The sequence below is a fragment of the Stenotrophomonas cyclobalanopsidis genome, assembly GCF_008710035.1.
GTDB classification, from domain to species: Bacteria; Pseudomonadota; Gammaproteobacteria; order Xanthomonadales; family Xanthomonadaceae; genus Stenotrophomonas; species Stenotrophomonas cyclobalanopsidis.
This window is the reverse complement of sequence record NZ_VYKI01000001.1, coordinates 1-13,578: the sequence shown is the minus strand read 5'-3', so window position 1 is coordinate 13,578 and position 13,578 is coordinate 1. Positions and strand designations below refer to the sequence as shown.

General features: G+C 66.2%; 9 protein-coding genes. 3 read left to right on the top strand and 6 right to left on the bottom strand.

Going from position 1 to position 13,578, the window contains the following annotated elements; genetic code table 11:
• Window positions 1–81: 81 nt before the first annotated feature.
• The 3 genes from FJU31_RS00045 to FJU31_RS00035 all read left to right on the top strand — a co-directional run bounded on the left by FJU31_RS00045 (window position 82) and on the right by FJU31_RS00035 (window position 5,858).
• A complete protein-coding gene (locus FJU31_RS00045) occupies window positions 82–3,072 on the top strand; it encodes a TonB-dependent receptor (protein ID WP_150452965.1) in 2,991 nt (996 codons plus the stop codon).
• Between the two features lie 86 nt (window positions 3,073–3,158).
• The gene (locus FJU31_RS00040; protein WP_150452964.1) at window positions 3,159–4,175 is read left to right on the top strand and encodes a cupin-like domain-containing protein; all 1,017 of its coding nucleotides are present in this window, start codon (window positions 3,159–3,161) and stop codon (window positions 4,173–4,175) included.
• Between the two features lie 108 nt (window positions 4,176–4,283).
• Window positions 4,284–5,858, top strand: a complete 1,575-nt coding sequence (locus tag FJU31_RS00035; protein WP_150452963.1) for a sensor domain-containing diguanylate cyclase — start codon at window positions 4,284–4,286, stop codon at window positions 5,856–5,858.
• 48 nt (window positions 5,859–5,906) lie between these two features.
• Here FJU31_RS00035 and FJU31_RS00030 read toward each other — a convergent pair whose 3' ends face one another.
• The 6 genes from FJU31_RS00030 to FJU31_RS00005 all read right to left on the bottom strand — a co-directional run bounded on the left by FJU31_RS00030 (window position 5,907) and on the right by FJU31_RS00005 (window position 13,259).
• Window positions 5,907–6,779 (bottom strand): energy transducer TonB, encoded by an 873-nt coding sequence (locus tag FJU31_RS00030; protein ID WP_246161171.1) that lies wholly within the window; start codon window positions 6,777–6,779, stop codon window positions 5,907–5,909.
• A 91-nt stretch (window positions 6,780–6,870) separates the two neighbouring features.
• Window positions 6,871–7,755 carry an energy transducer TonB gene (locus FJU31_RS00025; RefSeq protein WP_150452961.1) on the bottom strand — a complete coding sequence of 295 codons (885 nt, stop codon included), beginning with the start codon at window positions 7,753–7,755 and terminating at the stop codon, window positions 6,871–6,873.
• A gap of 68 nt (window positions 7,756–7,823) precedes the next feature.
• Window positions 7,824–9,554, bottom strand: coding sequence for a bifunctional isocitrate dehydrogenase kinase/phosphatase (gene aceK / locus FJU31_RS00020; RefSeq protein WP_150452960.1), 1,731 nt, complete (start codon window positions 9,552–9,554; stop codon window positions 7,824–7,826).
• Window positions 9,555–9,821: 267 nt separating this feature from the next.
• Window positions 9,822–12,044, bottom strand: coding sequence for an NADP-dependent isocitrate dehydrogenase (locus FJU31_RS00015; RefSeq protein ID WP_150452959.1), 2,223 nt, complete (start codon window positions 12,042–12,044; stop codon window positions 9,822–9,824).
• Between the two features lie 346 nt (window positions 12,045–12,390).
• Window positions 12,391–12,900, bottom strand: a complete 510-nt coding sequence (locus FJU31_RS00010; RefSeq protein WP_150452958.1) for a hypothetical protein — start codon at window positions 12,898–12,900, stop codon at window positions 12,391–12,393.
• A gap of 65 nt (window positions 12,901–12,965) precedes the next feature.
• The gene (locus FJU31_RS00005) at window positions 12,966–13,259 is read right to left on the bottom strand and encodes a LysM peptidoglycan-binding domain-containing protein (protein ID WP_150452957.1); all 294 of its coding nucleotides are present in this window, start codon (window positions 13,257–13,259) and stop codon (window positions 12,966–12,968) included.
• Window positions 13,260–13,578: the final 319 nt, after the last annotated feature.

Sequence of the window (13,578 nt, the reverse complement as noted above, 5' to 3'; positions counted from 1 at the left end):
TCCAATCCGGCCACATGCAGTAACCCGCGATCGAGACAACGCCGCACCGACACCACCGAATTCCCTGGGGAGGGAGCTTCCATGAAGACGTACAAGGCAGTACCTCGCAAGACGATGCTCACTTCCGCGCTGCTCGCAGCGCTTGCTGCACCGGCCTGGGCGCAGGACGCACCTGCCGGCGAAACACCCGACCCGGCCACGCTCGATACGGTGCAGGTCACCGGCATCCGCGGCAGCCTGCAGTCGTCGATGAACCTCAAGCGCGACAGCCAGGGCGTGGTCGATGGCATCGTCGCCGAGGACATCGGCAAGTTCCCCGATACCAACCTGGCTGAGTCGCTGCAGCGCATCAGCGGCGTGTCGATCGACCGCACTTCCAGCGGTGAAGGCTCGAAGGTGACCGTGCGCGGCATCGGCCCCGACTACAATCTGGTGCTGTTGAACGGCCGGCAGATGCCGGCGTCCAATCTCGGCAACGGTGGCGGTGGTTTGAGCGGCTCGCGCTCGTTCGACTTCGCCAACATCGCGTCCGAATCGATCTCGGCGGTGGAGGTTTACAAGACCACCCGGGCCGACAACCCGACCGGAGGCATTGGCGCGACGATCAACATCAAAACGATGCGCCCACTGGAGGCGGCACCGGTCATCAGCCTGGGCATGAAGGCGGTGCACGACACCTCCAACGACAATGTGCCACGGACGATGCAGGGGTCCAACATCACCGGTGAGCTGTCGGGCATCTTCAGCCAGACCTATGCCGATGGCCGCTTCGGCATCGCCCTCAGTGGCAGCCACCAGGAGCGTGACTCGGGGTTCAACCAGGCCACTGTGGCCGAAGGCTGGGCCACCTTGCGCGGCGATGACACCTCCGACTGGCGGGCCTTGCCGCAGCCGGGCCAGGGCTACTCGGACCGCATCAGCAACCGGCCCGGTCCGAACGACATCTACGGCCGGCCGCAGAACACCGCCTACAACGTCAACGCTGTGCAGCGCCAGCGCACCAACGGGCAGGCCACGTTGCAATGGAAGCCGGTAGACAACGTCACCACCACGCTGGATTACACCTACGTGGAAAACAAGGTCCAGCAGCAGCGCAGCGAGCTTTCCGTGTGGTTCAACTACGGCCCGGGCGACAGCACCTGGACCAACGGCCCCGTGGCTGCGCCGATCGTCTACAGCGAAGACGTGGTCAACGGCGATGTTGCCATGGGTGGCATGAAGCTGGCCACGAAGAACAGCATGGAAGCGGTGGGTTTCAACGTGGACTGGGAGGTCAACGACGCGCTGGACCTGTCATTCGACTACCACCGCGCCAGCGCTGAATCCCAGCCGGATGGCCCCTACGGCTCCGCCGGTGTGCTGGGCGTAGCTGCCTACGTGCGCGGCAAGACCACCGTGGATTACAGCGGCGAGCTGCCCATCATCAACATCGCCCTTCCGCCCGGTGGCGTGCAGGCATCGGACGCCTTGGTGACCGGCTCGGTGTTCCAGAACAGCTACAACAAGTCGGAGGTGGAGCAGTTCCAGGCCAAGGGCGTGTTCCGTTTTGCCGACTACTCGGCACTGGATTTCGGTGTGGGCCACACCCAGGTCGACAACCGCTCGGCGGCTGCCATCGAACAGCGCGACAGCTGGGGCGGCGTGGGTACACCGGCAGACTACGACGACAGCATCTGGTACGCCGATGACATGGGCAAGTACTTCAAGGCGTTCTCCGGCCACAACGATCCCCGGCTGACCGGTCAGTTCCTGGTGTTCGACTTCGACCGCCTGCGCGACCGCGCCGCGCAGGTCGCCAACGGAGCGGAGCCAGCCTGCCCTACCTGCTACCTGGCCCCTACCGAATACTCAGAGGATATCCGCACGAAGGAGACCTCCAAGAGCGCCTATCTGCAGTACCGCACCACGTTCGACTGGAACACGCCGCTGCACATCGCCGCCGGCGTGCGCTACGAGCAGACCGAAGTTGAATCGCTGGCGCTGGTCAGGGTGCCGACCTCGATCAGCTGGAACTCGCTCAATGAATTCAACATTACCTATGCCGACGAAGGCGCATTCGTTGGCGGCAAAGGCAAGTACGACTATCTGCTGCCCAACCTCGACCTGAAGCTCGACTTCAGCGAGTCGCTGGCCCTGCGCGGCAGCTACAGCCGCAGCCTCGGTCGCCCTGGCTGGACACAGATCGAAAGTGGCCAGCGCCTGGACAACATCGTGCGCACCCAGGGCGGCACCGGCTCGCGCGGCAATCCGGCACTGGAGCCGTTGCTGTCGGACAACTTCGACCTGTCGCTGGAGTGGTACTACGGCGAGGCCAGCTACGCTTCGGTGGGCTTCTTCCGCAAGAACATCAAGAACTTCATCAGCAACACCATCGCACGCGAAAACGCCGGCAGCCTGCATACACCGGTCGGTGGCGCGTACTGGAACGAGGCGCTGGCATCAGGCTGCGTGACCACCGACACGGTATGCATCCGCAACTACATCTTCACCAACCACGCTGGTGATCCGGGCGTGACCTCCACGGGCGTCAACTCGGCCGGCCAGCAGACCGGCAGTATTGTCGGCCAGCCGGGTGACCCGATTGCCGGGTTCGACATCACTCTGCCGGCGAACCAGCGCTCGGACCACCTCGATGGCTGGGAAGTGGCGGTGCAGCACCTGTTCGGCCAGTCCGGCTTTGGTGTGGCGGCCAACTACACCAAGGTGAAGTCTGGGCTGACCTTCGACAACCTCAGCCTGGGTGATCAGTACCCGATGATCGGCCTGAGCGACTCGGCCAACGTGGTGGCCTTCTACGACAAGAACGCGTGGCAGATCCGTGCGGCCTACAACTGGCGCGACAAGTTCCTCAACGGCATCGGTGGCCAGGGCCCGAACCCGAACTACACTGCCGCCTATGGCCAGCTGGATCTGAACATCAGCTACGCGGTAAGCGAGCAGCTGACCCTGAGCCTGGAAGCGATCAACCTGACTGACGAAACCATGCGCACCTACGCGCGCCACACCAACATGCTGCGCTACGCCACCCAGACCGGCCCGCGCTACATGTTCGGCGTGCGTTACAAGTTCTGACCTGCTGCGGTACCGTGGGGCCGGGCATGGGCCCGGCTCCACGGGGCCGGCTCAGGCCCAAGCCGCTCCGCTCCGGATGACCGCGCATGCTTTCACCGCCCCGCCCCATCGAAGAGATACACGGCTTGGACCCGGCGCAGCTGCACGTGCAGCTGCCCACCTGGACCACGCCGAAGGTCATCCGTGGGCTGGTGGCGCACTGGCCGCTGGTGATGGCCGCGCGCCGTTCGCCCGCCGAGGCGGTGGCCCACCTGGCCAGCTTCGACCATGGGCAGATGCCGGTGACGGCGACCACCGCCGCGCCCGACACGCGGGGCCGGTTGTTCTATAACGAGGACATGAGCGGCTTCAATTTCCGCCGCGAGCAGATTCCGCTGAAGGTGGTGCTGGCCACGCTGCTGAAGTACGCCAGCGATCCCGCGCCGCCCTCCATCTATGTGGCATCGACCACGCTGGACAGTTTCCTGCCGGGTTTCCGCCAGGCCAATCCGCTGCACCTCGGTGTGGCCGATCCGCTGGCCAGCATCTGGATCGGCAACCGCTCGCGCATCGCCGCCCACCAGGACGTGCCGGACAACCTGGCCTGTGTGGCAGCCGGCCGCCGCCGGGTCACCCTGTTCGCACCGGAGCAGATCGACAATCTGTACGTCGGGCCGCTGGACTTCACCCCGGCCGGGCAGGCGATCAGCCTGGTCGATTTCCATGCGCCGGACCTGCAGCGCTTCCCGCGCTTCACGCAGGCGTGGGCACAGGCCCAGGTGGCCGAGCTGGAGCCCGGCGACGCGGTGTTCATTCCCTCGCTGTGGTGGCACCACATGGAAGGCCTGGAAGCGTTCAACGTGCTGGTCAACAGCTGGTGGCGACCGGTGCCGGCGTGGATGGATTCGCCCATGAACGCGCTGATGCTGGCCATCCTCGCCCTGCGCGACCTGCCGCCCGAACAGCGCGCGCACTGGCGCACGATGCTCGACCACTATGTGTTCGATGCGGGCGAACATACGGCCGCGCATGTGCCGCAGGATGCGCGTGGCGTGCTCGCGCCGCTGGACGCGGCTGGCGCCGAGCGCGTGCGCGATACGTTGCGGCGGCGCCTGCAACGCTGACACCGGGACACCGTACTTAACCCCAGGGCAGGCGAATGTGCCCATAATGGCGGCTTCCCCACCGTTCGTGCCCGGCTGCGCTGCCGCAGCAGTGGGCGCAGTCGCTGCATGCCACCCATCTCCAACCGCCTCAACCTGGGCAAGCTGATTCTTGCGCTGGCCCTGCTGAGTACGCTCATCGCCCTCGGCAACACGCTGCTGGCCAGCTACCGCGTGCAGCGCGACCAACTGGTGAGCAACACCTTGGAAGCCAACCGCGTCTACACCAGCAAGCTGGCCGACACGACGCAGGCCTTTCTGCTCTCCGCGCAGCAGCAGCTGGCCTACGCTGCCACCCGGCTCGGTGAGAGCGGGCTGGATGCCGGCCACGCGCAGGACGAAGCCAGCCGCCTGCAGCTGCAGTCCAGCAGCTTCAACTCCTCGCTGGTGGTCAATGCCGGCGGCCTTGTCATCGCCACCTCACCGCAGACCTTGCAGCTGCAGGGCGAAGTGCTGAAGAGCTTCGGCAGCAGGCAAGCGCTGGCGCGCCGCCAGCCGCTGATCAGCGATCCCTACCAGTCGGCGACGGGCAAGCTGCTGATCTCGCTGTCGCACCCCATCTTCGACCGCCAGGGCGCCTACCTGGGCTACGTCAGCGGCACCCTGTACCTGCGCCAGCGCAGCGCGCTGCACACGCTGCTGGGCAAGCACTACTATCGCGACGGGTCCTACCTGTACGTGGTCGACCACAACGGCCGCATCATCTACCACAACAACCCGAAGGAAGTGGGCACCTACGCGCGGAACAACGCGGCGGTGAAGGCGGTGATGGGCGGTCGTTCCGGCAGCCAGCAGCTGGTCAACAACCATGGCGTGGCCCAGCTGTCCGGCTATGCCCCGGTGCCGGTCACCGGCTGGGGCATCATCGCCCAGCGCCCGACCGAAGCGACCCTGCAGCCGCTGTCGCGCCTGATGACCTCAGTCATCTGGAACGCAATCCCGCTGGGCGTGCTCTCGCTGCTGATCACCTGGTGGTTCGCCAGGCGCATCTCGATGCCGCTGTGGCAGCTGGCGCGCAACGTGCAGGAAGGCGAAGACACCGGCAACGCGATCAACCATGTCACCGGCATCCGCGCGTGGTACTTCGAAGTGGCGCAGCTGAAGCAGGCGGTGCTGTACAGCTTCAACGCGCTGCAGGACCGCATCGGTACGCTCAACCGCGCCAGCCGGACCGACCCGATGACCGGGCTGCTGAACCGCCGCGGCCTGCAGAACGCGCTGGAGATGCTGCAGGCGCAAGGCGTGCCGTTCGCGATCCTGGCGCTGGACATCGACCGTTTCAAGGCGATCAACGACGGCCACGGCCATGACGTCGGCGATGCCGCCATCGTCCACATCGCCGAGCAGATGCGACGCCATTCGCGCGAGACCGACGTGCTGTGCCGCGCCGGTGGCGAGGAATTCCTGGTGCTGCTGCCGGGCGTCAGCGTGGCGGCGGCGCAGCAGGCCGCCGAGCGCCTGCGCCAGGCGATTGCCGGGCAACCGTTCGCACCGGTCGGCAACATCACCGTGTCGCTGGGCGTGGCCCATTTCCCCACGTTCCATGCCGACGTGGAACAGGCGCTGCGGCTGGCCGACAAGGCCCTGTACCTGGCCAAGGAACAGGGCCGCAACCGTGTGGTGGTCTACCCGCACGCGGATTGATCCGTGCGCGGGCGCGCCAGGGACGGTCTGGCGCTGTGGCCGCGTCGGTCAGCCCAGCGGGGTCAGCAGGCGCGGGCCGTCGTTGCGGCCGACCATGTAGACGCCGCCTTCGGGCAGCAGGTCGGAGCCGCTGGCATTCGCGTCTTCGCCGGTCTTCCACGGTGCCTGCTGGCGCGGGCCGGGGATGTAGGCGGACCAGCGGCCGTAGCGCTCCTTCTTCGAGTCGAAGGCGTAATGGACGGGAACCCGCACGGTCCAGAACTCAGCGTCCTTGTCCTTGCCGGTCGTCGGCGGCTTGAAGGTCCAGGTGCGCGCGGTCTTGACGCTGGCCTTGGCCAGCACGTCACGCAGCATATCCATGGTGCGGCCGGGACCGACCGAAGTCAGGTTGGTCCGCTCGGCAATCACGTCGGCAACCTTGCCGTCACGCCCGATCTTGACCAGCAGCAGCACCACGCCCTGGCCGCGGATCGAGGCTGCCTTGTCCGGATACACCGGCGGGCGCATGTTCAACGCGCGGATGTCATCGCTGCCGAGGTCGTTCTCGTCGCGGACCTTGTCGAAGTTCGCGTCGGTCACGCGGACCTGCATGGTGTTGCCGGCCAGGTTGTCCGCCAGCAGGCGCAGCTGGACGGTGGTGCGCGCACGCACCGGCTGGCCATTGACCAGCACCGGCTCGAAACGCCACGCCTTGACCGTGCCGTCGACCATCGCCGCCACGTCTTCGGCAACCTTCTCGCGGTGGTCGAGCTGGAAGCCTTCAACCTGGCCATCGCGGCCGATGTCGATGACACCACTGAGCGTCATGCTGGCCTCGGTCTGCTTGCGTACTTCACGCGCGCTCTGCGCATCGGCGGTGCCGATGCAGGCGGCGCCGCCACCGAGGGCCAGGGTCAGGGCCAGGAAAAGGGAAGATCGCATCACACTCACTCCTTGTGCTTGAAAGACAGGTCCCTCGTTGCCAGCGCGCGCCATGCCTCGCAGCCCTGGAACACGAGGGACCAGACGGGACTCAGTCCTCTGCCAGTGCCGTCAGCAGACGCAGGCCACGATGGGCACCATCCACCATGTACACGCCGCCGGCCGGCAGCAGGTCACTACCCTCCTGCGCGACATCCTGCTGGCGCCACGGCGCCGACTGGCGCGGGCCCGGGATGAAGGGCTTCCAGACGCCATAGGGCGTTGGCTGGACGCCCGGTCCGTCACTCATCGTGTAGCTGACCACCGTACGAACCGTCCACTCGGCAGCGTCCTTGTCCTTTCCGGTGGTCGGCGGTGCAAAGGTCCATTTACGGGCGGCGGCGGTGCTGGCATTGGCAAACAGATCACGCATCTGCCGCATGGAGCGCTCGGGCCCCACGACCCCCAGGTTCACCTGCTCGGTGGCGACGTCGGCTGCATTGCCATCCCGGTCCACCCTGATCAGCAGCACCACCTCGCCCTGCACGCCGTTGCGGAACGCCTGCTGCGGATAGCTCGGCGGCCCCATCTCGCGCCGCGTCACGGTATCGGTATCCTTGTCGCTGTACACGTTGAAGTTGACGCCCGTCATGCGTACTTCCATCGTGCCGTCAGCTGCAGGCTTGCCGAGCAGGCGCACGCGGATCGGTGCCGTCACGGACACCGCACGTCCATCCTGCACGGTCGGTTCGAAGCGCCAGCTGCGGATGGTGCCGTCGACGAAACCAGCGATCGTGGGCGTCAAGCGCTCGCGCTGGTCCAGTACAAGATTGCTGACCGAGCCGTCTGTGGCCACGTCGATGGTGCCGGTCAGCACCATGCTGGCCTCGGCGGTGGCGCGCACCGCCTTCGTGGTCTGCGCAGGGGCATCAAAAGCGGTGATGGCGGTAACGCTGCCGACCGCCAGGGCAACGGCAAGACAAAGGGATGAGCGCATCGGTACCGGATCCTTGGCAATGATGGTCCAGCCTAACCGACTTTCGCGCCGCAGGGCTAGTGGCCGGGTCACGCCAAACGGTGATCGGCAGCGTACGGTGGCGTGTCAGGAATATCGCCACTGGCGAAGCGGGCCTGCAGGCCCTGCCACCAGGCGGGATCGAACAGGTGGCGGTAGTGTTCACGCACCGCCGCCAGCTCCTGCGCCGGCAGGCCCATGAACGGACCGAAGCGTTCGGGAAACACATCGCGCGGGCCGACATGGAACCAGGGCTCGTCGGCCAGCGCCTCTTCCGGCGTACGCGGCTGCGGCCAGGCGCGGAACACGCAATCACTGACCAGGCACAGCTCGTCGTAGTCGTAGAACACCGCGCGACCATGGCGTGACACGCCGAAATTCTTCGGCAGCATGTCGCCGGGGAAGATGTTGTTGCGGGCCATGTCGGTGATCGCCTGCGCGTAGTCCAGCACGGCCGCGCGCACGCCCGGCGCACCCTGCTCGCGCAGGTACAGGTTCAACGGGCGGAAGCGGCGCTGCACGTAGCACAGGGCGACCTCGATCTCGTCGCCCTGCACGCGCACGCTCTGCGCGCACTGCTGCAGCAGCTCGTCCAGCAGCGCCGGAGAGAAGCGCGCGCGCGGGAAGCGCAGGTGGCGGTAGGGCTGTGCATCGAGCAGGCGGCCGACGCGGTCCAGGTTGAACACCAGCGCGTACTTCTCTTCCACCTGCTGGCGCGACATCGCCTTGGGCCAGGCGAAGCGGTCGCGGATCAGCTTGAACACCAGCGGATAGCTGGGCAGGGTGAATACCGCCATGACCATGCCCGGCGTGCCCTCGGCATGCACCAGCTGTTCGTGCGGGTGTTCGTTGAAGTGGCGGAAGAAGGTGCGGTACCGCTCCGTCTTGCCCTGCTTGGCGCGGCCGAGCACGGTGTAGATCTCGTCGATCGGCTTGCCCGGCAGCAGGCTGCGCAGGAACACCACGGCATCGCCGACGGTGGCCAGGTTGGCCTGGAAATAGCTGCGCGAGACACCGAACAGGTGGGCGACATCGCGGCGCCGGGTCAGCACTGCATCCGCGCGCAGACCGCGCTCGTCGTTGACCAGGGCGATGATGCAGGGCGAGAAGCGGTGTTCGCCGAACACGCGGCCGACGAGGTAAGCGCGACGCTCGCGGTAGAACACGGTGTCGAGCAGCTCGATGCTGCGCACCGGCGTATCGCCCCAATGGGCGAGGTCATCCTGCAGGCGGATGGCAATGGCGGCCGCGCAGCGCAGCTGGTGTGCGTAAGGCACGTCGAAGCGGTAATCGGCCAGCACCCGCTGCAGGGCCTCCACCGGGCGCGTGGGCGACACCGCGTAGGTGTGGCGTGCCACCGGGTGGGTAATCGCATCGGAGGGTTCGATGTCGAAGGCGATGAATTCCAGCGCCGGGTCTACCCCGCGGGTGGCGAACAGGCGCCGCGCCAGGGTGTTGTAGAAGGTCTTGTACAGTTCGGCGTCGATCGGCCCCTGCAGCAGCGCGCTGTAGTGCGCGTGCACCTGCAGCCACAGCGCGCGCACGCCGATCGCATCGCCGGCCATGCGCCGCAACGCGTCCATCCGTTCGGCGATGCACAGGTCGTACAAGGCGATGCGCTCGACCGCATCCTGCCGTGCAGCGGCCCAGTCGCGCTGCTCGAAGCGCAGCCGCGCCCGCGCGGTGATCGCCGCGAAGCGCGCGTGGTAGTCCTCGAAGCCATCGCGGATGGCCACGGCGATGCGCGGTGCCAGGTCGATGGCGATGTCAGGCTGGGACATGCACGGCTCGGCAGGGACAGGGGCATCCACCATACGCCGGCGTGGGGTAGCTTGTGTAGAGCCGAGCCCATGCTCGGCTGCATTGGCGCTTCGATAGCGTCGAGCCTGCTCTGCTGCTTCCGGCAGAAGTCGAGCAAGCTCGACTCTACGAAAGGGCGGGAGCAGAAGCAGCCGAGCACGGGCTCGGCTCTACAGAAGCCCGCCCAGGCAAAAAGAAACCCGCGCCGAAGCGCGGGTTTCCGGGTGTCACACGCAGGCGGCGATGGATCAGCCGCGCAGCTGCTCCAGGGCGGTGTTGAAGGCCGCGCTCGGGCGCATGGCCTTGCTGGCCTTGGCCAGGTCCGGACGGTAGTAGCCGCCGATGTCCACGGCCTTGCCCTGCACCGCGGCCAGCTCATCGACGATGGTCTGCTCGTTGTCGGTCAGTGCCTTGGCCAGCGGAGCGAAGCGGGCCTTCAGTGCGGCGTCTTCATCCTGCGCGGCCAGGGCCTGGGCCCAGTACAGCGCGATGTAGAAGTGGCTGCCGCGGTTGTCGATGCCACCCAGCTTGCGCGAAGGCGACTTGTCATTGTCCAGGAACTGGCCGTTGGCTTCGTCCAGCGCCTTGGCCAGCACGCGGGCCGCAGCGTTGTCGTAGCGGTTGCCCAAGTGTTCCAGCGACGCGGCCAGGGCGAGGAACTCACCCAGCGAATCCCAGCGCAGGTAGTCCTCTTCGACGAACTGCTGCACGTGCTTCGGGGCCGAACCACCGGCGCCGGTCTCGAACAGGCCGCCACCGGCCATCAGCGGCACGATCGACAGCATCTTGGCGCTGGTACCCAGCTCCATGATCGGGAACAGGTCGGTCAGGTAGTCGCGCAGCACGTTGCCGGTCACCGAGATGGTGTCCTCACCCTTGCGGATGCGGTCCAGCGAGAAGGCGGTCGCTTCCACCGGCGGCAGGATGCGGATGTCCAGGCCGTTGGTGTCATGGTCCTTCAGGTACTGCTCGACCTTGGCGATGACCTGCGCGTCGTGGGCGCGGCCGGCATCCAGCCAGAACACGGCAGGGGTGCTGCTCAGGCGCGCGCGTTCGACGGCCAGCTTCACCCAGTCCTGGATCGGCGCGTCCTTGGTCTGGCACATGCGCCAGATGTCACCGGCTTCCACGGCGTGCTCGAACACCACGCTGCCGGCCTCGTCGGTGACCTTGACCACGCCGTCGGCGGTGATCTGGAAGGTCTTGTCGTGCGAGCCGTACTCTTCGGCCTTCTGCGCCATCAGGCCGACGTTCGGCACCGAGCCCATGGTGGCCGGGTTGAAGGCACCGTTGGCCTTGCAGTCGTCGATGACGGCCTGGTACACGCCGGCATAGCAGCGGTCGGGGATGACGGCCTTGGTGTCCTGCAGCTTGCCTTCGGCATTCCACATCTTGCCGGAGTCGCGGATCATCGCCGGCATCGAGGCGTCGACGATGACGTCGCTCGGCACGTGCAGGTTGGTGATGCCCTTGTCCGAGTTGACCATGGCCACGCCCGGACGCTGTGCGTACTCGGCGGCCAGGTCGGCTTCGATGGCGCCGCGGGTGGCTTCCGGCAGCGACGGCAGGCGCGCGGCCAGGTCACCGATGCCGTTGTTGGCATCGAAACCGGCCTGCTTCAGCACGTCGGCGTGCTTGGCCAGCACGTCCTTGTAGAATTCGTTGACGGCCACGCCGAACATGATCGGGTCGGAGACCTTCATCATGGTCGCCTTCAGGTGCAGCGAGAACAGCACGCCCTGGGCCTTGGCATCGGCGATCTGCTCACCGATGAAGGCAGCCAGTGCCTTCCGGCTCATCACCGCGGCATCGACGATTTCTCCGGCCTTGACCGCCGTCTTTTCCTTCAGCACGACGGCGCTGCCGTCCTTGCCGTGGAAGGTGATCTTCAGCGAACCGGCGCTGGCCAGGGTGGCCGACTTTTCGCTGCCGTAGAAATCACCCGCGGCCATGTGTGCGACGTGCGACTTCGAATCCGAAGCCCAGGCACCCATGCGGTGCGGGTGCTTGCGCGCGTAGTTCTTCACCGACAGCGGTGCACGGCGGTCGGAGTTGCCTTCGCGCAGCACCGGGTTCACCGCGCTGCCCTTGACCTTGTCATAGCGCGCCTTGTAGTCGCGCTGCTGGTCGTCGGCCGGGGTCTCCGGGTAAGCAGGCAGCGGGTAGCCCTGGTCCTGCAGTTCCTTGATGGCGGCCTTCAGCTGCGGCACCGAAGCGGAGATGTTCGGCAGCTTGATGATGTTGGCATCCGGAGTGGTCGCCAGCTGCCCCAGCTCGGCCAGGTGGTCGCTGACCTTCTGCGCGTCGCTGAGCAGTTCCGGGAACTGCGACAGGATGCGGCCGGACAACGAGATGTCACGGGTTTCCACCACGATACCGGCGGTGGCGGTGTAGGCCTCGACGATCGGCAGCAGCGACTGGGTAGCCAGGAACGGTGCTTCGTCGGTCAGCGTGTAGAGGATCTTGGACATGGGGGACTTGGACTCTGTAGCAGTTCTCAGGGGAAGGCCGGCGCAGGCGCCGTGCCACGTGCAACCGTGTCACTTTCCCCGTCGCCGTCAGGGTGGGCGCGCGATGGGGAAACCCCTGCATTGTCGCGTTTTCAGCGGCGCGGGGCAAAGCCATGCCATACGCTGCGGTACTGCACCACGGCAACGCTGTGGTCCAGCTACGTGGTATCGGATGCAACCATGCCTGCCACCGGCGCCAGTAGATCCAGGCCATGCGTGGATGCGGCTTCGGGGGAACATGCAAAAAAAAGACGCAGCCTCGCGGCTGCGTCCATCGTGAGTCCAACCGGGAGAGAGTCGGCGGGACTTACTTGACCTCGAACTCCTGCGGCGTTCCGGCCGCCTTGCCATCAACCATCACTTCGGCGCGGTACTTGCCGGCCGGCCAGCCATTGGCGTTCTTGAAGGTGACGTTGGTGGTTTCCGCACCGCTGGTATTCAGCGTGGCACTTTCTTCGCCCGCCACCTGCCCGTCCTGGTAGGTCAGCTTGACACCCACGGTTGCGTTGCTGGCCGCCCCGTCAGTCTTGACCGAAACAATGATGTCGTCCTTCTTGCCAAACAGAGCTGAGGTCGCGACCGACTTGTCGGCGGCGGCGGTCTTGCCAACGGTCACCGAAGAAACGTTGACCGACGCAGCTTCCGTCATCGGCGGCGGCGCGCCGGTCATCGGCGCCGGTGCCGACTCGGCCGGGGCGGTCGCTGCCGGGGCAGCATTATTGTCAGTGGACTCTTCTTTCTTCTTGCAGCCAACGAGAGCGACGCTGCCCAGCAGGGCGGCGATCAGGGCGGTCTGGAGCGGACTGGTCTTGATCATTCGGATGTTCCTCTCAAGGATGGTTGGACAGGCTTGGCGCGATTCAACGCACTGTGCCCTTATTTCTATTTCTGCGGCAGCTTCAGGGTCTGGCCCGGGAAAATCTTGTCCGGATCGTCGAGGACATCGCGGTTGGCCTCGAAGATCTTCTTCCAGGCATTGGCATCGCCCAGGTGCTCCTTGGCGATATTCGACAGCGAATCACCCTTCTGCACGGTGTAGGTACCGCCACTGACTACCTCAGCAGTACTGTCCACCGAAGCGCTGACGCCGGAGAAGTCCGCCTTTGGAACTTCCTGGGCGGTGCTGTCGACGCTGGCAGTGACGCCGGAGAAATCGGCTTTCTTCTCGGTGCTCATCCACACACTCCCGTCTGCATGACTACGTGGATGGCACCGTGACATGGCGGTTGTTAAATGGGGATGGTGCAGATGTGAAGCCGCCCGGGTGGGCGGCTGAACAATCGGGGTGGCGGATGCCCGCTTCTCCCGCCGGGCGTGGCCTGGCGCCACCCATGACCGCCTGCGAATCCCGGTAGCGCCGGGCCGTGCCCGGCGGCGTCGGCTCTGGCCGCTTCGCTCGCCGGGCATGGCCCGGCGCTGCCCATGACCGCCTGCGAATCTCGGTAGCGCCGGGCCGTGCCCGGCGGCGTCGGCTCTGGCCGCTTCGCTCGCCGGG

Bases quoted from the DNA above. Each gene is read 5' to 3' on its own strand.
- FJU31_RS00045 (WP_150452965.1), top strand. From the start codon at position 82: ATGAAGACGTACAAGGCAGTACCTCGCAAGACGATGCTCACTTCCGCG.
- FJU31_RS00040 (WP_150452964.1), top strand. From the start codon at position 3,159: ATGCTTTCACCGCCCCGCCCCATCGAAGAGATACACGGCTTGGACCCG.
- FJU31_RS00035 (WP_150452963.1), top strand. From the start codon at position 4,284: ATGCCACCCATCTCCAACCGCCTCAACCTGGGCAAGCTGATTCTTGCG.
- FJU31_RS00030 (WP_246161171.1), bottom strand. From the start codon at position 6,779: ATGCGATCTTCCCTTTTCCTGGCCCTGACCCTGGCCCTCGGTGGCGGC.
- FJU31_RS00025 (WP_150452961.1), bottom strand. From the start codon at position 7,755: ATGCGCTCATCCCTTTGTCTTGCCGTTGCCCTGGCGGTCGGCAGCGTT.
- aceK (WP_150452960.1), bottom strand. From the start codon at position 9,554: ATGTCCCAGCCTGACATCGCCATCGACCTGGCACCGCGCATCGCCGTG.
- FJU31_RS00015 (WP_150452959.1), bottom strand. From the start codon at position 12,044: ATGTCCAAGATCCTCTACACGCTGACCGACGAAGCACCGTTCCTGGCT.
- FJU31_RS00010 (WP_150452958.1), bottom strand. From the start codon at position 12,900: ATGATCAAGACCAGTCCGCTCCAGACCGCCCTGATCGCCGCCCTGCTG.
- FJU31_RS00005 (WP_150452957.1), bottom strand. From the start codon at position 13,259: ATGAGCACCGAGAAGAAAGCCGATTTCTCCGGCGTCACTGCCAGCGTC.